Below are 21,323 nucleotides of genomic sequence, written 5' to 3' on the forward strand. Positions count from 1 at the left end.
ACTCCACCCCTTTGGTCCCCCATGCATCTGGACGCCCTCGCCGCCGCCCGTCGCCACGAACACCGCTTCGACGACGGCAACCCGCTGGCCGAACGCAATACCCGCCGCGCCATGTGGCTCACCGTCAGCATGATGCTGGTGGAGATCATCGGCGGCTGGTGGTTCAACTCCATGGCCGTGCTTGCCGACGGCTGGCACATGAGCTCGCACGCACTGGCGCTGGGCCTGTCGGTGTTCGCCTACCGCTGCGCGCGCCGCTACGCGCACGACCCGCGCTTCGCCTTCGGCACCTGGAAGATCGAGATCCTGGCCGGCTATACCAGTGCCATCGCCCTGCTGGGAGTCGCCGCGCTGATGGCCGTGCAATCGCTGGAGCGGCTGTGGGTACCGGCGCCGATCCACTACAACGAAGCCATCGCCATCGCTGTGGTCGGGCTGGGCGTGAACCTGCTGTGTGCCTGGTGGCTGCACGACAGCCCGGGCCACGCGCATCATCACCACGGTCATGACCATGGCGGCCATGGTCACGGGCATGACCACGATCACCACGATCACGGCCACCACGACCACGGCCATGCGCACGGTCACGATCTCAACCTGCGCTCGGCCTATGTGCACGTGCTGGCCGACGCCGCCACCTCGGTGCTGGCCATCGTCGCCCTGCTCGGCGGCAAGCTGCTTGGCCTCACCTGGCTGGACCCGGTGATGGGCCTGGTGGGCGCGGTGCTGGTGACGGTGTGGGCGATCGGCCTGCTACGCGACAGCGGCCGCATCCTGCTCGACGCACAGATGGACGCGCCGGTGGTGGCCGAAGTACGCGAGGTGATCGAACAGGGCCCGTGGCCGGCACGCCTGGCCGACCTGCACGTCTGGCAGGTCGGCCGCGGCAAATACGCGGTCAGCGCCAGCGTGGTCACCAGCGACGTCACTCTGGATGCCGATACCGTGCGCAATGCACTGGCGATTCATGAAGAGCTGGTGCATGTGACCGTGGAGATCCACCGCAGCTGATCCCGCCCGCCTGCGGTCGAACCTGTAGCCGAGCCCATGCTCGGCCAGCCGTTGCCCTTGTAGAGCCGAGCCCATGCTCGGCTGTCGCGGGCCATCAGCCGAGCAGGGCTCGGCCCTACAGTCAAAGCTTCAGCATCATCCGCAGCAGGTACATCAGCAGCGGCAGCGCGCTCAGCACCGCACCGCCGATGCCGATCCACGGCCAGCGCTCACCGCGCACGCGCGAGGCCACCGCCAGGCCGCAGCCCACCAACGCCGCACCCAGCACGCCCACACCCAACCCTGCGGCCAGGCCATTGCCGCCTGCAGTCACCGCGGCCTGCGCCGCCAATGTGCCTGCTCCCCAACCCACGGCGATCCCCAGCCAACTGGCTACGCCGCACCACGGTGCCTTGCCCTGCGCCATCCGAAAACCCCTGTGCTCTTGCCGAATTTCTGTACGGGCCACGCCCGCATGCTGCCTACACTAGCCGCACCCGCCCCGTAGGGACATCCCATGCGCACGCTCCGCCTGCTGCTGCCCGGTGCCCTCCTGCTGCTCACCGCCTGCGGCGAGGACGCGCGGCTTCCCTTCTCCGCCGACCCGTTGCAGGGCTGCTTCGCCACCGCCGCACGCAAACCCGCCGACTTCCGCATCGACAAGGAGGGCGGCCAGTACTTCGTTTCCTTCAGCCGTGGCGAGCAGTGGCAGCGCGAACCCAATGCCCTGCACAAGGCCACCTCCAGCGAGATCAGCCGCTACTTCCGCGACGATGCCGCACAGATCGACAGCGCCTTGATCCGCATGGCCGGCGGCTTCGGCATTTTCCACTTCAACAAGGGCGCGACGCTGAAGGGCAAGGCCAGCGACAGCGACTACATGGCACTGATGCTGATCGGCGCCGGGCCGGTGTATGCGGTGAAGTGCGATTGAGCGGAAGGGCAGCTGCAGATCCGAGCACAGGCGTGGCTCTACAACAGCTGCGGTACCATGCCCTCCCCCGAACCGCCCCGGTACCTGCCGTGCCCCATTACACCGGCCCCCTGCTGACCCGCGATAGCGCCGATACCCTGCGCCGTGCCCACGACAAGGGCGCCACCGAGTGGCAGGGCTCGCTCGACCTCGGCCGCGGCCAGGACAGCGTGGCGCTGGATGCGGACGGCTTCCACTTCCGTGGCCAGCCCTACCCCTGGCCGGGCAAGCTGAAGGACCGCACGCTGTACTACTGGGATGGCGAGGCGTTCGCGCCGATCTCGCGCTACAGCGGCTCGCTGATCAAGCTGGTGCCGACCGAATGGGGCGCACCGACCTTCGAGATCGACGGCATCAAGATGCTGCCGACCTCGAAGCTGTCGCCGTTCGAGGATGCGCGCCGCAAAGTGGAACTGGTCGCTCCGGCCGGCAAGGTCATCCTCGATACCTGCGGTGGCCTGGGCTACTTCGCCGCCTGTGCACTGGAAGCCGGTGTCGGCCAGATCCGCTCGTTCGAGAAGAACGCCGACGTGATGTGGCTGCGCACGCTCAACCCGTGGTCACCCGATCCGGACTCGGCGGCCGCCGGTGGCCGCCTGCAGTTCAGCCACGGCGACGTCTCGCAGCAGATCGAACAGGTCGCCAGCCACAGTGTCGACGCAATCCTGCACGACCCGCCGCGCTTCGGCATTGCCGGCGAGCTGTACTCACAGGTGTTCTACGACCATCTTGCCCGCGTCATCCGCAAGGGCGGCCGCCTGTTCCATTACACCGGTGCGCCCAACAAGCTGACCAGCGGCCGCGACGTACCACGTGAAGTGGCCAAGCGCCTGGAAAAGGCCGGTTTCAAGGCCGAACTGGCGCTTGACGGCGTGCTGGCCGTCAAGCGCTGAGCCTCACTCCGAATCGACCTTGGCCAGTTTCATCACCCACGCCGGCACCTCGGGTTCGCCGGCGTAGAAGTCCTTCGGCTTCTTTTCCGCCATCGCCCAGCGGTGCAGCCAGCTCGGGCCATAGCGCCCGTTGTAGCCTTCGGCGCCGCGTGCATAGGCCGGGTCGCGCATCGCTTCGTCCAGTGAAATGAAGCGATAGCCCCGGCGCTGGGTGGCCGCCACCAGTTCGGCAAACGTCGCCGCATTGAGCTCGTTGGCGTGCATCAGCCACACCTGCGGCAGCGCGTAACCCAGCAGCGCCTGCGACTGTTTCTCGTAGTAGTCCAGCTTGTTCAGCATGTACGGCACGTAGCCTTTGCGCAGTTGCGCCAGCGTTGCCTCGCGCGCAGGTGAGTCTGCCTGCTCGTTCATCACGTTGGCATAGGCGAACGCCCATACCCACTCACCGTTGTCCACCGTCACCGGCGCTACGCGGTAGCCGTGCTGCTTGAAGAACACATCCATCTGCACGCGCTCGTCCGCGGTACGCCCGGCACGCAGATAGGGATGGCGCATCCACTGCGGCACCAGCCCCTTCTCGGCCAGCAGCGGCCGCAGCACCGTCTCGCCGCGCAGGAAATCCTGCTGGAACGCTGCCACGCCCTTCGCATTCAGATCCATGTGCGAGTACGTGTGGTTGCCCAGCACATAGCCTGCATCCCGCCAGTCGCGCAGCATCTGCACCCGCGCCGGCTGTACCTGCCCGTCCACCTCAAGCTTGTTCCCGTTGACGAAGCCGACCACCGGCACACCCGCCTGATGCAGCTGGGCCATCAACGCCTCGTGCCGCGCCTGCAGGTCCGGCGGCACGATCTCGTCCAGCCGTGCCCACGGCAGATCGTCGATGGTCACCGCGATGCGGCGATCCACCTCGGCGGCGTGCACCGCCAGCGACAACAGCAGCAACGGCAACACACGCAGCAACAAGCGCATCGGGTCTTCCCTGGAGTGGCGAGGCGTCGACTGTAGCGCGATTGCCGCGCGCCGCCGAGTGCAGGCCCCGCGGGTGATGAAACCTGTTGAATCCGGATGCCGGTCAGCCCCCTGCAAATGGCGTCGCCCAGGACCGCGCGATCGCCTGCCACAACACGATGCCGCCCACCATCGTCGCCAGCAGCAATACCACCAGCACCAGTGCCAGATCATCCGGATTGCGCAGCAGCATCGCGTTCTCGCGCGTCAGAATGTGGAACACCACGTGCTGCGCCTTCGCCAACGGGGTATTGCCATCCGCCACCAGGTCCATCAGGCACGCCGCGGGTGACAGCCGCGCCACGCTGCTCCATGCGTTCTCGTACAGATGCAGCGTCCACCCGGCCAGGCCCAGTGCGCCACCGTGCAGCAGCATCAATGCCACGTTCGCCGTGCGCAGCTGATCGCGCAGCCACAGCGCGCGGCTCGCACACACCGCCAGCGCCCCCAGCAACGCCAGCACCATGCCCGCCATCGGGATCCAGCCCAGCGGCTGCCAGTCATCCAATGCACAGGCGCGCGCCATTACCTGTTCGGCCACCTGCAACCGTGCCTGCTCATCCGGGCCACCGCAGGCCGCGTTGATCGGCTCCAGCAGCAGGCCAACCCGGTAATGAAAGAAACCCGCGGCCAATGCGACGGACAGCAATGCGACCAGCTGCAGCATCAGCAGGATCGGGCCCTGCCCACAGATGCAGCGGATTCGGGAAGCGGCAGCGTTCATCGGTTCATTGCATGACAGCAAAGAGCCATCCTAACCAAGCGCCTCTTGCCTGTCGGCTGGCGGATGCGACATCGCGTCCGCCTACCAACGTCACTCCGCGTTCGGCGGATGCATGCGTACAGCGCCTGCACCCGCCTCACTGCTATCTCACGGGGATGGCAGCCACTCACTCCTTGGCGCGCCGGATCCTGTCGAAGACATCGGTATCCTGCACATCGACGAGGTCCAAGCTTTTTACGTCGAAATTCAGATAGGTCCCTGACTGCTTTTCCCGCAGCGCGGGCATCCCATAGAGGAAAACGACGCAGCGTGCCTTGCTTTCCGCAAAGCGCAGAAGCCGCCGGGTGTGCAGGGATTTCATCTCCGACGCCGCCAGTACACTGTTCCAGATCATCGCCGTGGGGCGCAAAGGTTCCGCAAGCGTTTCACCGGCAAGGGACACGACCGGTTCGCAGAAAGTGATCTTGAAGCCATCGTCGGTCTTCCGGATCCGTGCCGTGCTCCAGTACACGCGCGTGCTCCCGGAAAGATGAGGGCGCTTCTTGAAGAAGTTCTCGAACAGTTCCCGATAGCTCATGGGTTCCTGCGTACCCGCGCTGACAATCGTCGTGTCATCCACGTCGTAACGCCTGGCCTTGAGCCAGCGCGACACCAGTGCGGCGAGCGAGTAGAACTGGGTGCGGCGACTGCGCGTGCCACCCGATTCGCCGCTGCTGCTTCGGCCACCCGCACCGGGGCCGGCCCCGGTCGTTGTTCCCTGACGAACATCGAAATGTCCTGCAGGGCGCGCAAGCAGGAACCGGTCGGGGGCCGGCTGCCCCACGTCGCTGGGACGACTGTCTCCACTGCCTCCCCGTACCTCCAGCTGAGCGACATGGTGGCAGCCGTCCATGTGCGGCTCGCTTTCATGCTGGATGCGGAAATGCGGTACCTGCTTCAATTGAAGCTGTTCGGTATCCATGTTCGCGCAGGTGTACGTCGCCGGGCAGCCATTCTCATGCTCGGTGCACAGAAACGCGCGCTTGTCGGTGATCACGTCCGCCCAGTACAGCTCGTAGGCGCGTTCGGCGTTGATGGTGTCGTTGAATTCCGTACTGAAAGCCAGTTCCGTTGCCATTTCGATCTCGATGGAATGCCGCCATCGGTATCGACCGTGCCGAGCCTAGCTTCATTAACTCCAGCCAAACAGGATTTAAACCAACCACCTAATCACACAAATAATGAGAAATCCGTCACTCAACGCAGGAAGTTCAGCAGCGCCAGATTGAAGTGATCGGCATGGCTGGTGTTGCAGCCATGCGGCGCGCCTTCCAGGATCACCACCTCGCTGCCTGCAATGGCCTCATGGGTGCGCTGGCCGGAGCCCTCGAACGGCACGATGGCGTCGCTGTCACCATGCAGGATCAGCGTCGGCACGGTGATCTTCTTCAGGTCGGCGCGGAAATCGGTAGTCGCGAACGCGTGCATGCAGCCCAGCGCCGCCGCCTGGTCGGACTGATGGCACAGCGCGATCGCCGCCTGGCGCTCTTCCTCGGTGACCATCAGCTTGCCATTGGCACTGAAGAAGTCGCGGGTGAAGCCGTCGAAGAATGCCTCGCGGTCCTTCTCCAGGCCACTGCGCATTTCATCGGCCTTGTCCTGCGTCAGCGGGCCATCCGGGTTGTCGTCGCTGCGCAGCAGGTACGGCGGCACCGCCGCGGCAAATACCACGCTGTGCAGGCGCTCCTGCCCATGGTTGGCGACGTAGCGCGCCACCTCGCCGCCGCCCATCGAGAAGCCGACCAGGGTGACATCGCGCAGATCACGCTCCTCGATCACCCCCGCCAGATCCGCCGCCAGCGTGTCGTAGTCAAAGCCCTCGGCCGGCTTGTCGGAGCGGCCGAAGCCGCGCCGGTCGTAGCTGATCACCCGGTACTGGGCATCACGCAGGATCGACACCTGCGTCTTCCAGGCATCGGCAGACAGCGGCCAGCCGTGGATCAGGATCACCGGGCGGCCGTCACCACCACTGTCTTCAACATGCAGGCGGACGCGGGAAGCAGGCATGGGAGCTCCTGTGGAAGGGGAGGATTGCAGCCTAGTGACCGGGCCCTATCGCGACCGTGAGGGAAACGCGCCCGCTCATGACATCGCCTGCACACGCCGTCATCGGGCACCGCGCCGGTATTTCCCGCCTTCGCACCGCGCCTTCCCGGTTTCGTCGCAGCGCCGTACCGCCGTGGTCACCGGCATGCCAGCCTGCGCGGACCATCCCCGGGAGTTTCGCCATGTTGCTGCTCACCCTGCCCCTGCTGGCCGCCGGCCTCGCCGCCGCACCGCCCTCCACCGATGACCTGCGCGAACAGATCCGCCAGGCCGACACCCAGCTCTTTGCGGTGGCCTTCGAGGCCTGCGACGCCGACAAGGCCGCCGCGATGACCACCGAAGACATGGAGTTCTTCCATGACAAGGACGGCAAGTCGGCCAGCAGTCGCGAAGACTTCCGCCGCAGCGTGGCCAGCATGTGCGACAACGCACGCAAGGGCGGCTGGCACCTGCGCCGCGAGCTGGTGGAGCCCTCGCTGCAGGTATTCCCGCTGCACGATGAGCGGGCGCTGGAAATCGGCGACCACCGCTTCCACGAGCGCGGCAAGGACGGTGTGGAGCGCTGGGTGGGCCAGGCCCGCTTCATCCAGGTCTGGCGGCGCGTGGACGGGCGCTGGCTGGCCGAGCGGGTGATCAGCTATGACCACCGAGCGGCGGACTGACCCGCCGGGCGCGCTCCACCGGCCAGATCTATACTGACCGTGTCCACCACGCCCCACCGCTACCGTTCGATCGCCATGGCAGAGATCAGCCTCAACCACCCCGACCATGGCCTCAACCAGCAGGTCCGCCAGGGCGTGGCCGCACTGGACGCCCAGCATGGCCGCCCGTTCGACCAGTCCAGCGAGCGCCTGACCGCCAGCCTGACCGTGCTCGCCCGCGAGCAGGGCCTGCAGCAGGTCGACCACGTACTGGTCAGCAACGCCACGGCCCAGCACCCTGCCGGGCACACCATCTTCGTGGTGCAGGGAGACCCGGCCAACCCCGCGCACCTGCGCGCGATGATGCCGACCGCTGTGGCCGCGCAGACGCCGGTGGAGCAATCGATGCAGAAGCTGGGGCTGGATGTTCAGCAGCCGGTCGAGGCGCAGGCGCAAGAGATGCAGAATCCTGCACCCCGGATGGGGTAACCACACCGGCGCTCCTCGGAGCCGGCCCACACGTGACCAGGACGCCCGCGGAACTGCAGCGCCCTACCCGAGATTCAGTCCAATCGGAAGCTATCCCGATCGTAGCCCCGTTTACCTCGAACTGCGGGCGCTACTGGCCACATCTGCGCCAAACCATTCACAAACGACAAGCCTTGGCGCCAATGACTCCAGCTTGATACGCATTGCGGATCGATCCCCCTGCATGCATTAATTGTGCCTATCGAAAAGAGCGCAGGGGGCGTCGTGGGTATCAGGGACGAATTGCAGAACGTGATGGAACTGCAGCCTCAATACAGCTCATTACCGACAGCTGCCATGCAGGCGCGCGGCCAGATCATCAAGCATCAGCTGCCTAAGCTGATTAGCGAGAACGCCGAGCAACTCCGCCTTGCATCAGATATCGAGCCGGGGGATTTTTTACTCGTTGGGCGTGATGGGATCGGCAGAAAGTCCCAAGTTCCGTGGGTTCGTTTTGCATCGGAAGCGCGCTCGCCTACCGCAACCGAGGGCTGGTATGTGGTGTGGCTGTTCCGCGAGGATGGCTCCGGCGTCTATCTAGCGGTCTCCCATGCTTCCACCGAGAAGATTGATGGCGACTTTATCAAGCGTTCCCCGGGCGAGACTCAGCGCCTAACCAGATGGGCCTTGGAGATACTTGAGAATAACATCACCACGGATCCGCGACTGCTCAAATCAATGACTTTGGGCAACGGTTCTCTGGCAAAGGCTTACGAAAGCACCACAGCTGTTTCGTATTTCTACGCCAAGGATCACGTTCCATCCGATGACCAACTGCGCGCCGACATGCTCACGATGGCGCGTCTACTGAAGAGCATCTATCGAGGCGAGCCGGCCCAGAAGCGTAGCGGCCAAACCTCACCGGATGTCATTGCAGTGGTCGAGGCGATCGAAGAGGCCGCCTCGGGTCGCAAGAAGTCTGGACAGGGCTTTGGGCTCACGCAGCCTCAGCGCCGTGCAGTGGAGTTGCGGGCGATGGCACTGGCCAAGGAGCACTTCGGCAGCGCAGGATATGAAATCAAGGATACGAGTGCCAACGCCCCTTACGATCTAGAGATTAGAAAGGAAGGCCAAGTTCACTACATCGAGGTGAAGGGAACCACCGGTGGATTGGGTGACATCGTGCTCACCAAGAACGAAGTGCAGCACCACCTAAAGCATCATCCGAACAACGGCCTGTTCGTCGTCCACGGCATCCAACTGCACTCGCACGACGGCGTACCCGTTTGCGCCGGCGGAACCGCGCACATTCAGCAGCCGTGGCGAATCTCAGATGCGAATCTGCAAGCTCTCGCCTATCGATATCGTATTGCGTAGAACCCAACGAATCGGCCGCGCTTCTCTCAAGCGCGGCCGATGCTTGCTCGTTACAGCTGGATCCGCGCCACACTCTCGTCAGCGCCCTTGTCATCCTTCTCGCCGTTCTTGATGCTCACGAACAGCACGTTGTTCTTCGCATCCAGCGCCAGGCTGTTCGGGTGGGTCGGCACCGTGTAGGTGGCCACCTTCTGGTAGCTGTCACTGTTGTAGGCGGTCACCGTACCGGCTTCGCGGTTGGTCACGTACAGGCGCTTGCGCGGTGCGTCCAGCAGGATGCCCAGCGGGCCGGCGTCGGTGGGGATGCTGGCCAGTTCCTTGCCGGTGCTGCGGTCGAGCACCAGCACGCGCTGGCCTGGATGCTTGCTGACCAGGCCGCTGCTCTTGGCCTGGTAGCCCCGCAGGAATTCCGAGCCCTGGTCGGTCACGAACAGGCGCTTGCCGGCCGGGTCCAGCGCGATGTTCATCGGCTGCTCGGCGGCGATCTTGTGCTGCGCCACCACCTTGTTCGAATCGGTGCCCACCACCACCAGGTCGGCCAGCAGGTTGCTGGTGTAGACGCGCTTGTTGGCCGCATCCAGCGCCAGGCCCGGGGCCTTGGCATTGCCGAGGCCGTCGATGGTGTTGATCACCTTCAGCGTGGTGGTGTCGATCACGAACAGCACGCTGCTCACGTCCGGCTGGCTGCTGTGGCCGGTCACGTACAGGCGGTTGGCCGCGCTGTCGACCACCAGCTCGCGCAGGTCGTGGGTGTAGGCAGCCTTGCCGTCCTTGCCGGTCTTCTTCTCCATCAGCTGGATGGTGCCGACGGGTTTGTTCTGTGCGGTGTCGACCACGGTCACCGACAGGTCCACGGTGTTGCCCACGTACAGGCGGTTGTGGGCGTCATCCAGCACCACGCCAAAGGCTTTGCGCTCCAGCGGAATACGGGTTTCCACGGCCAGCGTGGACGGGTTCAGGCGCAGCACCTGGGCCGGGCCCGCGTCATCGCCGAAGCCGCCGGAAGAGGCCACGAACACGGCGTTCTGCTTCGGGCTGTAGGCCAGCTCGTACAGGCCCTTGGCCACAGCCTGGCGCTGCACGGCGGTGGTGGCGCTGGCGGCAGGCGCGTTGTCGGCGAACGCCGAAGGCGCGCCGAGGCTGAGCGAAACGGCAACGGCCAACGCGGCCGAACGGAAGAGAGGGTTACGGAACATGCGAGCGTCCTTGAATGGGCACGGGAAGGTGTCCTGGCTCGCTGGGCCGTACTGCGACGGCCCGACCTGCATCTGTCTGCGCGGGTGGGCTGGCTGGGGTTGCGGGGGAATGGTAGCAGGTGGGGGGCGTGGCGTGCGCCTGCGCGGGCGTGGCAGGCGCGCGGATTACTGCTCCTTCAACCGCAGCGAATCGGCCACATCGGTCTTGGCCGCCACCTCGGTGGCGATGCTGGCGCGGCGGTGGCCCGGGTCATCGCGGTCGCCCTGCACGATGAAGATGCTCTCGGCGGCGTGGCTGTTCCGGGTCGGCCGGCTGAGCAGCACGTGGTCCACGCGCGAGAGATTGTTCTGCTTGGCCAGCACCAGCAGGCTGGCACTGATGCGCTGGCTGGCGGCATCGAACGGGCGCCCGTGCGCCGCGTCCAGCTCGGCCACTTTCTGGATCAGCTGCGAGAACAGGCGATGGTCTGGATGCGAAGGATCCAGCAGCGTGCCGGCCACTTCGATCGGCGTCGGCGGCGGCTCATCGCTGGCACGGCCGCCCTGGCGATGATGCTCGGCCTCGCGCTCGGGCATCGCATGGTGGGTTTCGGCATTCAGATCGCTGCCCGGGAACGGCGCGGCAATGCACTGGATTTCCGGCAGGTTGAACAGCACCGCGAACTCGCCCAGGTTGCTGCCGCCGTCCAGCGGTGCCGGCAGCGGATGCAGGCCGGCGTAATGCAGCGCCGCCCAGACGAAATCGCTGCAGCGATTGATGGTGGCCGGGCGATCCACATCGAATTCGAACTCGGCCGGTTCCTCGGCGAAATCACGCAGGCAGCCGTAGTGCTCCTCGGAGATTTCCAGGGTGCGGCTGTAGTACGGGTGCAGATGCTCGTCGGCATCGTCGTGGCGCACCTGCGCGTACTGCACGCCGGCATGGGTTTCGCCCGGCGCCTGGCGCGGCGGTGCGAAGCCGTAGCTGTGGGCCTCGTCGCCCGCCGCCACCTGCAGATACATATGGCCGCGCGGCGAAATGCCTCCGCTTTTCAGCGGGGTACCGGGGGCGGCCAGATAAAGCGTTGCGGTGTAGCGTGTTGCCTGCTCCATGCCTGTTCAGCCTTGATGGGTGCTGCGGTCCTGGCCGGATGATCGCATAGGTGGGTTCGCGGGCAGGTGCAGAGCCCCGGCCGGGGCAGCCGTAATGCCTCTGTGTGGCGGCACTAGCCCATCTGCATGCCGCCTGACGTCTGCGTCGCCGCCTCACGTTGCTGCGTTTCCTGACGGGTCTGCTCAGTCACTCGCGTGTCGATCTGCTGACTGCGGGCCAGCCCCTCCTCAAGGCTTTGTTGAGGCTGGCTCAGATCCACCATGGCCCTGAAGCCAGGCGTCGTGCCCATCACGAAGATCTTCTCTTCCTGCAAAACCACATCGCGCAGCTGTTGCGGCCGGTGAATGCCGTTCTCGCGCGCGGCAACCATCGCCGACATCACCTGCGCATCGCTCACCCTCCCAGGCAAGTCCGATCGCATGCGATCAAACAGTTGCTGTGATTCCGGCGACAGTGCAGCCACGCGCTCCTGCGGCGGTAGTTCGCCTTCCACCTCGGTCAACAGCTTCTGCAATGTGGTTTGCTTCTTGGGGAGGGGATTCTCGTGCGTCGAATTGAGCTTGCTATCGGGGAACGGCTTGGGAATGCTCTTCAGCGCATCGATGTTCGGAAGCACCTTCATCGTCCCTTCGAAGCCGGGATCGGGCTTCTCGAGCTTAGGCCGCAGACCGGCCTGACCAAGGCCTGTCCATACGTAATCGACGCAGCTGTTCGACAGACCGTTGTAATAGAGATTGAAGCGGTCCTGATCGCGATTGACGCTCGCCTCGCCGTACGCCTTCAGTTTGTCGTACTGATCCTTGGTGATCTCGAGCGTGTGGGAAAACCGCGGGTTCTGGTAGGTCTCGAATTCCCCTTTGACCACATGCCCAGGCCCGGTGATCCCCGTCTTTATCGGTGAGAACCCATATCCGTCTTTCTTGTCACCATCGGCAACCATGAAGTAGGCATGGCCCGCCGAAGATGAGTGGGTCGTGCCATCCTTGCCTGCAACAGGTGTGCCCGGGGCCGCGAGGTAGACCGTGACGGTGTAGGGGCCCTTCCTGCCTTCCTGGGATGCGGCTGCACTATTCGATTGACTGTCCATAGTCCTATTTCACGTTGTAGTTGGCGACAAGAAGCTCGATGTTGAGATGTGCAACTTCCGGGTTGCCCTGAAGGTTGGTCACCTTCAGCCGGTACTTCCCGGCCGTCAGGTCCCCCGCATCGGCACGGGCCACCTCGTATTCCCTGTACGCCAGTGACATGTCGTACTTTCCTGCGTTGACCAGACTGTTCGAATCCGCGCCGACGGCGCTCCTGTATTCGTACACATCGCCCTTGGCCGGTTGATATCGGCTGCCCTGCCAGACAGCAGGCAGATCACGATTCAATACATGCAGCGCGATGGGCGTTTCGGTGTCGCCCTCCAGCTTCCACAGCTGCACCTTCAGGGGAATCCGGGCGTCTTCAAGGAAGTCGACATCTCCCGGCTTCATGTCCGGGCGCTTGGCGGGCCCACCGGTACGGAAGCCAATCAGGAACGTGCGAGGTTTGGGATCCTTCTCCCAAGGTGGCGGCAGCTCAAAACGCGCCTCTACCGTCGCGCCTGCGTGGACCAGGTCCATCGGCTTGGCAACGGGGAAGCCATCACCATACATCTGGGGTGCCTGGGACCCACAGCCGCCCATAAGCAGGGGCAGTAGTACCATCCATGGCCTCAGTAGATATCGCATCCGTTCCTCACATTCGGGCACTCCCTTGTCAGCAATTTATACATCGCACCGGGCGGCAGGACCTGAACTGGCTTCACATAACCCCGGGGCGGGATGGGCATTCCTGCCAATGACCCCGGAATGGAAACCACGCATGCCCCGTTTGAACACCACCCTTGCACTGAACCTTGTTCTGATGCTGCTGGGCGCGACACCTGCCATGGCCATGGCAGCAGACCCACAGGTTTCCACCGAAGTGTTCGTAGAGCGCGGTGACAACCCCAGCTTCGAGCTGCAGCGGGCGCCTGCGGTTGTGTACTCGACGGCCCCCGCTACGCCGCCGGACACCTGGCTGCAGGCTCCCATGGAGGTGCTGCTGGTTGCGCAGTTGAATGCGCTGGGCCACGTTTCCAACGTGATGGTGGTGCGGTCCAGCGGACTGCGGCAGATTGATCGTGCGGCCTTTACCGCTGTGGACCAGTGGCGCTTCGAGCCAGTCGTGGTTGAGGTGGCTGCGGTGCCTGCGCGGGTTCGGGTGCGTGTGAGCTTCGCGGCCACGGCCGAGGCGCCGCCCGGCTGAAGCGCTGCTCCAATCTGTCGTAATTGGTCCTATGCCGTGGCCCTGGCTGCGGGCATCCCTGCACTTGGGGCCAATAGCGCCAAGCCCCTGTAGACCGTTGCGGCGCAATCGCTTGCCGGCTTAACACCGTGTGCGACAATGCCGAAAGCGTCAGGACCGGTAGGCGCCGGTTCTGCAGTTTCTTGGCATTTCGCATCAGCGCGGGTACATCTTGGCATGCCACCGAAAAAGGGTGGCGCGGGTGTCGAAAACCCGTTCTGTAGCGATGTGTTTACGCTTGTCAGCCGGCGTCGCCTTTGCGTGGCGCCGGCTGGCAATCCGTTCGCGTTCCATGGCGGGCGGTGCGTGGGGGTCTTCGGACCCACCGGCTTCGCTACAGACCGGTTTTCGAGCCACGCATCGTCCGCCACCTTTATCGGTGGCGCTGCTGTCTGTCCTGTACGGAGCATTGCCATGAACACATCGGACTTCCGGTCCCTGCACACGCGGTTCGATCCGGTCGAGGCCGAAGCCGAGCGCGAACCGTCCGTCGATCCCAACACCTTCGTCGCCACGCTGCGCCGCATCGGCGCCGGTGCGGCAGCGGATGGCCAGCCCTGGCCGGAGCGGCATCAACTGCCTGGGCGCTGCCTGCAGCTGGCGGATGCGGATTGCGCGCTGGCCGGGCTGCGCGTGGTGGCCGAGCTGATGCTGGCTGCAGAGCGCACGCGGCAGAACGGTGCGCCCGAGGAGTACCTGGGGGATCGGGTGATGGAAGGGTTGAAGATGGCTTGTGTGGCGTTGACGGCGCAGGTGGGTGAGCGGTTGCAGGTGCGGGAGTAGAGCCGAGGGCTTGAATCTTAAGCAATAGGCTGCGGGCTGTCGTCGCGGCCCCATTGTTCGTTCGTCCCTGATCTGCAGGACTTCCAATGAAGTCTCTGAGGTACGCAATACTGTATTTGGTAGCGCTGTTCGGTTCAGCGCGCGCCCACTTCCACCTGCCAAAAGGCGATCTGGAGCTGAAGACCTACCCCAAGGTTTCGGCTGCAGAGCTTGCTGTCATGCACTAGGAAGCCCTAAGCCTAGCGGCTGAAGATGCAGCCCTTGGTGCCGGACGCTTTGAAGCAAGGTACTTCGAGCTCACTTGCCGAGGTGAGCCCGCTCTGCTGGTGGACAACTCCTCATCACAGTTGCTCTTCCTAGGCTTCATAGGCCGAGCCAGTGAGATGCCTTGCGTTCAACCTCTACTCCAACGCTGGAGCAGCCGACTACTTCCGGCCGACTAGGTCTTTGCAACTGAACTCCACATACGAGACGTACCGACGGGCCTGAACAGTCTGCGGTTTGCGCTGACAGCGCTACGCTCTTTCGTCCCAAGCCATTAGCGACTCATTGTGTCGTTTACGACACACTTCCCCAAGGTCGCTACGTGCGGTCGCGGACAGGGGAAGGCTGTGAGTAGGTGGACTGAAGACGAACTGGCTGCTGCTGTTGAGGCGTATCGCCAACTGGAGGCCCGTCTTGCCAATGGATCAGCCCTTGAGAAGGCGAGGGTCTATCGGGAACTGGCGGCCCGCCATGGACGTACGTCCAAGGCCTGGGAGTACCGCATGCAGAACATCTCCCATGTTCTGGATCAAGCAGGCATGTCTTATCTCCCTGGTCTTGTTCCAGCATCGAAGGTGGGTGCGAACGTTGAGCCGAAACTTGCCAAGCTCCTCGGGCTTTCTGATGAGACGCTCACGTCGGTCTCTGGTCCTACAAGGGGACTGTTGGAGCAGGAGGCCACAGCGGCGGAGGCATCTGGCAGTTTCTCCCCAACAGAAGGGGTGGACGAGAGGCAGCGTGTGCTGGCAGCTATCGTGCGGCGCCGCGGGCAGCCTGCCTTCCGTAAGGCACTGTTAGAGGCCTATGCGGGTCGATGTGCAATGACTGGATGCGATGTGGTTGACGCACTTGAAGCGGCCCATATCCGCCCGTACTCCGGCCGATCAAGCAATGTGATCAGTAATGGTCTACTGCTGCGAGCGGACATTCACACTCTTTTCGATCTGTATCTAATAAGTGTCGATGACACTTCATCGAAAATTGAGGTTGCTCCAAGCCTGCGACCATCCGCCTACGGAGAGCTTCAAGGACGTGAACTGCGACCCCCACAATCGGCACAATTCGCAGTAAGCACAGACTCACTGAGGTGGCATCACTGTCAGTGCACTTGGACCCAAAGACTAAGCGGCCTTCCTTAGACACTTATTGATCGAAATGTCAGAAAATATTAGGCACTGCCGATAAACGCAAGAAATGCCACCGGCACACGATCGCCGCAGATTCCATATATTTTAGATTAAGTTTACGCTCGTCATATCGCATTTTTTACTAATGTGCGGGGAGGGCAACTTCCTCCCCGCAAACAACCAAACAGCCACCCTCAAAGAGCCCCCGCGTTATTCACGAAATATCTTACATATAGGGCGAAGATGAAATTAATCTTAATTGACGATTGATCTGAGAAATTCATCCTTAAGGCTCATGGTTCTTATTCTGGATCGGAGATCCTCATCCATGAGGCTGCCATATATGGAGACAGCACACGCAACTAATAGACCGGCCTCATCACCACAAGGAAGAGGAAATGCAGGAGTACTTTCATGAACCTCCCAATTGCTCACAGGAGTGCCCACAACTCCGGCGTTCGATATGTTTTTGCTGAACTGTGCGTGCCGGTAACCATGCCTGCCTCGATGAGGGCTCTCAAATCGGAAATGAAATGCCTTGCCATATCCTTGAACGTAGCTCACCTCAATCTTTGCACTTGGGTTTTCAGACTCAAAATCCCAACCGGCCCATATCGCTATTAGCCAGTTACTAAATTTATTAGCATTTGGCGACGCTATAGGCATGAGTGCAGGCCCGAAGTCCCCCTTCATGCTCTTCGTGATCGCGGCGAGCTCTCTTTCAGTGGAGAGCAACCTACCACCCGTCATCCAGCTATATGCATGGACAGGAGGTGGCGACTTCAACCCCTGTTGAAAGAGAGAAGAAAGAAGCGACGAGAAGCTTCCATGCTGGCTCTTATGTTTATCCATTTCAGCTCACTCAAAGTGCCAATCTAATGAGCGGACCATAGTTGGCATCGACATCATCTCGATTCTTTCGGATATACCTTCTATCCCACAGGTTACCAAAATCAGCGAGATAACCTTCCGACTCTTCATCTTCAGCAAAGCATGAGGAATCCTCTTGGAAGACAAAACTCGGCAACTCGATTTGGGACAAAATTGCGGCACCGCTGGAGAGACGGGGATCTGACTGGAGGCGCGGCCAATCAAAACACTCCCGATCGCCCCAATAGGATTGATTCACAAGATATTCCGCAAGCCAGGGCTCACGCTCAAAGACTCGGTCCAGCGAATTAATCGATCCATTCCACTCGCTGAGGTCAGCGATTTTATCAGGCCCGAGCAGCCACGGACATCTAGCGATTAGATGTGGCATGTCCACATAAATGTCCTGCCCAGCAACAAGCTGCTCACGGAACCAGCGAGCCAAATCAAATGCCAGCGCCCGAATCGCCACCTCATATACTTTATCATCTCCTCCATATGCATCCTGAAGCTTCACGCAACTGTCGGGAAGAAGAACACGCATCCCGCTGATAATGAAATCGTGTAACGTGAGGCGTTGCTCAGAAGAAATGGAGGGTGAAAGCGCACCGATAGCTCGCTGAGACAGGCGCGACTTCGCAATATCAGAAATATCAAGAAAGTCGAATACGTTCGCCTCTTTCCAATCCACCTTACGGAGGGCCTCAATTCTCTTTTCGCTCCGCGCCCGAGCATTTCTCTTCCGAAGCCATGACCAGGGTCTAAATGCGCCTGCTTGGGACTTGACGTCTGCGGTCCAGAATTCAGGGCGAGTAATTGAAACCTGGGGTACCTGCAAATCAGCCGGGCCATCCCAACCCGCCAACATTGTCAGATCAAAGGCCGTCCTTGGAGGGCGATTAAGAACAATTACACAGGGACAATTTGTAAATACCCTAACAAACCCTGCCAAACTATCGGCCGTCAGCCATTGGTGTCCATTTAGCGTGCGCAGATCGTAATCGATACAAAGAACGTCAAATCCTGAAATAAGCTTGACGAGTGCACTATCTCCAAAGAATTGCAACTTTTCAACGAACCCCTCAATCTCCGTTACAGATTCTGTAATTTCCGCGGCAGAGCAACGAACAAGCTCCCACCGCCCCTCTATGTTCAGGCAGGCCTCAACCTTTGCCGAAAGCGCCTCCAACTCTTCCTTACGATCGTCCCATATGGCCACTCGAAGCATAAAACCTCCCTTTTTTACTTCCATTTCATCTCGAACGTCGTGCGGTATCCAGGCCTAGGCTGAACAAATGACACCCTGCACTTCCTGCTATCTGCAATCATTCGAACGATTGTTAGACCCAAACCCAGCCCCCCGAGACCCAGTCGATTTGATTGCTGAGCTGTACGCCTAAACGGATCGAACAGAGCTTCCGATGCGCTCAAATCGATACCAGAACCATCGTCGCTAACCCACAGAACACCTGCGCGGCCGCCCTCCGACTGACCTTCAATCAGAATATTGAGATCCCGTCGGCTTGATGGAATTGCATTAACGGCATTAACTAGCAAATTCTGAAGAATGGAGCTCCATTCTGCAACGCTACCTTCGGGAAACCTCAGATCCCGATCGACGTCCACCTCAATGACGGCCGCCTCAGTGAAAGCCTTAGTGGAGGCTATAGTTCTTTCTACAATTTTTTCCACAAGCAATCGATGACCTGCCGAGCGATCCTCATTGCTGAGAAGTGGCGTAAAGACACTACGCGTCTCCTTAACTCTTCTGACCCAAGCGCGGAGCGAATCTGCGGTAGCTTGAGGATCAAATTTCTTGCCCTTTGTACCGGCAATCTGGTCGGCTATTGAATCCAGGATAAGCAGCTCGCGATTCGTCTCGTGCTCAAGTGCCAAAGCGGCCATGCCTGCAGATGCAAGCGGCCCAAGGAGCTGCTGGATCGACTCGACGTATTCGGCTTCACGCCTGCTAGCAGCTACAAAATCATCAATTTCTTGCTTTAATGATATATAGATCTCTGGCTGAACTGCCCCCTCATATGTACTGAGAACAGAGGACATCCGCGATATACGCTCTGAGGGCTGTTCACTTGGACGATTCGCATGCGCCGACTGAATCCTTCGAAGCATAGACCTCGTCGCGTAATAGTCGATCGACCTGCGCACGCCGTCTCGCAGCTGATCATATGCTGCATTCGACACAAGCCTGTCGCGAGTCACCTGAATCTGCAGATGCTCTACTGAAGACTCATCGAACTCGCTTGAATGCCGTTGCTCAATGCCGGTATTAATCCTGACAACACCGAACAAACGCCCCTGCGTCGGTAGGTCGTTGAGTGCACGCTGGACATGTAGGGCGTCTGGCAATAGCTTAGACTTGACGCGTCTATGCGAATGATCGAATTCCAGAGACAACCAATCCTGATTTACGCCGTAATACGGGAGGCGGAATGGACCATCATAAACATGAACGCCGCCATAACGCTCAAGATAGATCCGCGCCTCATTAACCGGAACGTCATTTGCGAGACGCCCTCGCAAGTTATAGACTTTGATTTCCCAATCCGCCTTATTTAACAAGCAGTTGTCTATAGGAAAACTCTCCGAATAACTCTGCCCATCAGAAAAATCGACCACAACTCGCTCTATCGCGGAGCCAGATGAGTCGCGAACTATCTCCCCCCGAATTCGAGCCGTCCACTGCTCAAGCGCGGCTCTCAACTGCGATGAAAATCCACTTGTTAGCTCACCGCCATTGCTTGAAGATACAGATACTCTAAAGGAATTTCTGTCCTGCTCCTCAAAGGGAGGGACAAGCTCCCAAACCTCTCTGGCAACCGCGCGCAACGCTCCAGTATTCCATTCGTGATTTAGTCCACTGAGCGTGATCCGCATTCCATGCGCGGCGCCATCTGCGAAGAAAACTGAGCTTTGATCTTCAATATCGTAGTCCACTGCGGCCTCCACAAGCTGGCTCGCGGCCACTGCTGCAGGCCAGTTGACACGTACCGTCAGTAGTTCACGCCTTCCCTTTGCGCGCGTTTCAATTTTCAGGTGTTGTGCTAGGAACTGAACGGCCAGTCGCCCAACACCCTTCGATCCAGTTAGAGGCCGTTTCAATTCAATTGAGGCAGCCTGGGTCGCCTTATGTGTGGTGCCTACTCTCATCCAGAACGACTCAAAATCAGCCGGAGTCATTCCATGGCCATCGTCGCACAAGATGATCTGGTCTTCGCTGAAACGAATCTCACAGTTGCGAGAGTCCGCGTCGTAAGAATTTTTTATCAGCTCCCCCAGAGCCACGTGCGCCTGACCCACTAGCCGCTCGCCGAGCTCCCTCAGAAGTGCTGCGTCGACCGAGAACTTTAGCCTTCCATTCCTATCCATCTTGTGCTCCTAGCAGGCCCTTGCACAAAACTGCTTTATCAATCAGTTTTTCGCGCAACTTCCCATAAACTCACAACAACCATCACGATCAATTTGCCAGCGACCGCGCGTGTCTAACAATAGCCCCGCCAATGACTTCACCGAGTCGAACCGGAACTGCGTTCCCAATTAGGCGCCCAAGTACCCTGAAGTTGTTCTTTTCTGTGTCGGGAGCAAACTTGTAGGACCCAGGGAACGTCTGAAGCAATGCAGCTTCCCGTAATGAAATGGCACGATCATCTATTGGATGACCGAAGCGGCCGTTACCATAGCCATAGCAGAGAGTAGTCATGGTTGGCGCGGGCTTGTCCCACTCCATTCGAGCGTATACACCCGGATAGGTTTTACCTGAATCACGCCGATGACAGTCAGCCAGCAGACTTTGATCCCAGTCACGCCAGGTCCCTCCAGGCACCGACTGCCTGATTCTCTTTAGATTCAAGCTCGACAATGTAGCCGATTGATGCATGGAATCAGCCTCACACATTGCTCCTGCCCTGAGCGAAGGGAGATTGCCGATTGCGTCTCGGACCGTGCGTTGTTCGTGTTTGGAATGAGTCGGCAGAGGCATTTCAATCTTTCCATGCTTTGACGCAAGTAAAACTAATCTTCGCCGACTTTGTGGGACGCCATAGTCTTGACAGTTCACCACATCAAACCAGACCGAATATCCTTTAAACGCTTTAAGAAAATCGTCGAATACCGAATGCCCAGGCAACTGAGGCACGTTCTCCATCGTCACGAAATCGGGCTTTACACTTCTAACTAGTCGTCCAAACGACCTAAGAAGTCCCCACTTTCGATCGCCCGTCGTATCTCGACCTTGGCTATAGGAAGAGAACGGCTGACAAGGTGCGCAACCCGCCAAGAGTGAATATGCACCAGGGCGAAACAGCCCAACTACATCTCGCCCCTTAAGCTCCTCCACATTCGCGGCAATAAACTTTGAACCTTGGTTGTTTATCTCGTAGGGATACTCGCAGGCCAAGTCGAGATCGACCCCTGCTTCGACTTCAATGCCAGCAGCGCGTAATCCATGCGTAAGGCCGCCAGCCCCACAGAACAAGTCCACGCAGCTGATTTCCATTT

At 60.7% G+C, this 21,323-nt stretch carries 22 protein-coding genes; 9 read left to right on the forward strand and 13 right to left on the reverse strand.

Annotated features, from left to right (window positions below; all coding sequences use genetic code 11):
* The first annotated feature begins 21 nt into the window (after positions 1–21).
* A complete protein-coding gene (dmeF, locus tag B9Y64_RS05520; RefSeq protein WP_100439797.1) occupies positions 22–1,011 on the forward strand; it encodes a CDF family Co(II)/Ni(II) efflux transporter DmeF in 990 nt (329 codons plus the stop codon).
* A gap of 121 nt (positions 1,012–1,132) precedes the next feature.
* On the opposite strand, the gene B9Y64_RS05525 is transcribed toward dmeF, so the two are convergent.
* The gene (locus B9Y64_RS05525; protein ID WP_100439798.1) at positions 1,133–1,417 is read right to left on the reverse strand and encodes a hypothetical protein; all 285 of its coding nucleotides are present in this window, start codon (positions 1,415–1,417) and stop codon (positions 1,133–1,135) included.
* A 90-nt stretch (positions 1,418–1,507) separates the two neighbouring features.
* Between B9Y64_RS05525 and B9Y64_RS05530 the strand changes: the two genes are divergently transcribed.
* Complete coding sequence (locus B9Y64_RS05530; protein ID WP_100439799.1) at positions 1,508–1,924, forward strand: hypothetical protein; 417 nt, start codon at positions 1,508–1,510, stop codon at positions 1,922–1,924.
* 89 nt (positions 1,925–2,013) lie between these two features.
* Positions 2,014–2,856: a class I SAM-dependent methyltransferase gene (locus B9Y64_RS05535; RefSeq protein WP_100439800.1), complete on the forward strand. Its 843-nt coding sequence runs from the start codon at positions 2,014–2,016 to the stop codon at positions 2,854–2,856.
* Positions 2,857–2,859: 3 nt separating this feature from the next.
* Here B9Y64_RS05535 and B9Y64_RS05540 read toward each other — a convergent pair whose 3' ends face one another.
* The 4 genes from B9Y64_RS05540 to B9Y64_RS05555 all read right to left on the reverse strand — a co-directional run bounded on the left by B9Y64_RS05540 (position 2,860) and on the right by B9Y64_RS05555 (position 6,637).
* Complete coding sequence (locus B9Y64_RS05540; protein ID WP_100439801.1) at positions 2,860–3,828, reverse strand: polysaccharide deacetylase family protein; 969 nt, start codon at positions 3,826–3,828, stop codon at positions 2,860–2,862.
* A gap of 103 nt (positions 3,829–3,931) precedes the next feature.
* Entirely contained in the window at positions 3,932–4,591 is a 660-nt protein-coding gene (locus tag B9Y64_RS05545; RefSeq protein WP_100439802.1) for a hypothetical protein, read from the reverse strand.
* A 166-nt stretch (positions 4,592–4,757) separates the two neighbouring features.
* Positions 4,758–5,708 carry a hypothetical protein gene (locus B9Y64_RS05550; protein ID WP_100439803.1) on the reverse strand — a complete coding sequence of 317 codons (951 nt, stop codon included), beginning with the start codon at positions 5,706–5,708 and terminating at the stop codon, positions 4,758–4,760.
* 119 nt (positions 5,709–5,827) lie between these two features.
* A complete protein-coding gene (locus B9Y64_RS05555; protein ID WP_100439804.1) occupies positions 5,828–6,637 on the reverse strand; it encodes an alpha/beta fold hydrolase in 810 nt (269 codons plus the stop codon).
* Positions 6,638–6,858: 221 nt separating this feature from the next.
* Between B9Y64_RS05555 and B9Y64_RS05560 the strand changes: the two genes are divergently transcribed.
* The 3 genes from B9Y64_RS05560 (at position 6,859) to B9Y64_RS05570 (ending at position 9,162) form a co-directional block, all read left to right on the forward strand.
* Positions 6,859–7,338, forward strand: a complete 480-nt coding sequence (locus B9Y64_RS05560; protein WP_100439805.1) for a nuclear transport factor 2 family protein — start codon at positions 6,859–6,861, stop codon at positions 7,336–7,338.
* A gap of 75 nt (positions 7,339–7,413) precedes the next feature.
* Positions 7,414–7,806 (forward strand): XVIPCD domain-containing protein, encoded by a 393-nt coding sequence (locus B9Y64_RS05565; RefSeq protein ID WP_100439909.1) that lies wholly within the window; start codon positions 7,414–7,416, stop codon positions 7,804–7,806.
* Between the two features lie 234 nt (positions 7,807–8,040).
* Positions 8,041–9,162: an MrcB family domain-containing protein gene (locus tag B9Y64_RS05570; RefSeq protein WP_100439806.1), complete on the forward strand. Its 1,122-nt coding sequence runs from the start codon at positions 8,041–8,043 to the stop codon at positions 9,160–9,162.
* 50 nt (positions 9,163–9,212) lie between these two features.
* Here B9Y64_RS05570 and B9Y64_RS05575 read toward each other — a convergent pair whose 3' ends face one another.
* The 4 genes from B9Y64_RS05575 to B9Y64_RS05590 all read right to left on the reverse strand — a co-directional run bounded on the left by B9Y64_RS05575 (position 9,213) and on the right by B9Y64_RS05590 (position 13,091).
* Positions 9,213–10,358: a YncE family protein gene (locus tag B9Y64_RS05575; RefSeq protein WP_100439807.1), complete on the reverse strand. Its 1,146-nt coding sequence runs from the start codon at positions 10,356–10,358 to the stop codon at positions 9,213–9,215.
* A 165-nt stretch (positions 10,359–10,523) separates the two neighbouring features.
* Positions 10,524–11,450, reverse strand: coding sequence for an XVIPCD domain-containing protein (locus tag B9Y64_RS05580; RefSeq protein ID WP_100439808.1), 927 nt, complete (start codon positions 11,448–11,450; stop codon positions 10,524–10,526).
* A 113-nt stretch (positions 11,451–11,563) separates the two neighbouring features.
* Complete coding sequence (locus B9Y64_RS05585) at positions 11,564–12,538, reverse strand: lytic enzyme (RefSeq protein ID WP_238379840.1); 975 nt, start codon at positions 12,536–12,538, stop codon at positions 11,564–11,566.
* Between the two features lie 4 nt (positions 12,539–12,542).
* Positions 12,543–13,091, reverse strand: coding sequence for a hypothetical protein (locus B9Y64_RS05590; RefSeq protein WP_238379841.1), 549 nt, complete (start codon positions 13,089–13,091; stop codon positions 12,543–12,545).
* 208 nt (positions 13,092–13,299) lie between these two features.
* Between B9Y64_RS05590 and B9Y64_RS05595 the strand changes: the two genes are divergently transcribed.
* The 3 genes from B9Y64_RS05595 to B9Y64_RS22520 all read left to right on the forward strand — a co-directional run bounded on the left by B9Y64_RS05595 (position 13,300) and on the right by B9Y64_RS22520 (position 15,950).
* Positions 13,300–13,725 (forward strand): energy transducer TonB family protein, encoded by a 426-nt coding sequence (locus tag B9Y64_RS05595; protein ID WP_100439810.1) that lies wholly within the window; start codon positions 13,300–13,302, stop codon positions 13,723–13,725.
* 453 nt (positions 13,726–14,178) lie between these two features.
* Positions 14,179–14,547 carry a hypothetical protein gene (locus tag B9Y64_RS05600; protein WP_100439811.1) on the forward strand — a complete coding sequence of 123 codons (369 nt, stop codon included), beginning with the start codon at positions 14,179–14,181 and terminating at the stop codon, positions 14,545–14,547.
* A 1,085-nt stretch (positions 14,548–15,632) separates the two neighbouring features.
* Positions 15,633–15,950: an HNH endonuclease gene (locus B9Y64_RS22520; protein WP_413482555.1), complete on the forward strand. Its 318-nt coding sequence runs from the start codon at positions 15,633–15,635 to the stop codon at positions 15,948–15,950.
* Between the two features lie 243 nt (positions 15,951–16,193).
* Here the strand turns inward: B9Y64_RS22520 and B9Y64_RS21885 are convergent, their stop codons facing one another.
* The 4 genes from B9Y64_RS21885 to B9Y64_RS05615 form a co-directional block, all read right to left on the reverse strand.
* Positions 16,194–16,790 (reverse strand): hypothetical protein, encoded by a 597-nt coding sequence (locus B9Y64_RS21885; RefSeq protein WP_157804484.1) that lies wholly within the window; start codon positions 16,788–16,790, stop codon positions 16,194–16,196.
* A gap of 10 nt (positions 16,791–16,800) precedes the next feature.
* Complete coding sequence (locus B9Y64_RS21890; RefSeq protein WP_157804485.1) at positions 16,801–18,060, reverse strand: hypothetical protein; 1,260 nt, start codon at positions 18,058–18,060, stop codon at positions 16,801–16,803.
* Positions 18,051–20,195 (reverse strand): ATP-binding protein, encoded by a 2,145-nt coding sequence (locus tag B9Y64_RS05610; protein ID WP_100439813.1) that lies wholly within the window; start codon positions 20,193–20,195, stop codon positions 18,051–18,053. The genes B9Y64_RS21890 and B9Y64_RS05610 overlap by 10 nt, the downstream gene beginning before the upstream one ends.
* 88 nt (positions 20,196–20,283) lie before the next feature.
* A complete protein-coding gene (locus B9Y64_RS05615; RefSeq protein WP_100439814.1) occupies positions 20,284–21,321 on the reverse strand; it encodes a DNA cytosine methyltransferase in 1,038 nt (345 codons plus the stop codon).
* Positions 21,322–21,323: the final 2 nt, after the last annotated feature.

It is taken from the genome of Stenotrophomonas maltophilia (assembly GCF_002799245.1).
Classification (GTDB): domain Bacteria; phylum Pseudomonadota; class Gammaproteobacteria; order Xanthomonadales; family Xanthomonadaceae; genus Stenotrophomonas; species Stenotrophomonas maltophilia_S.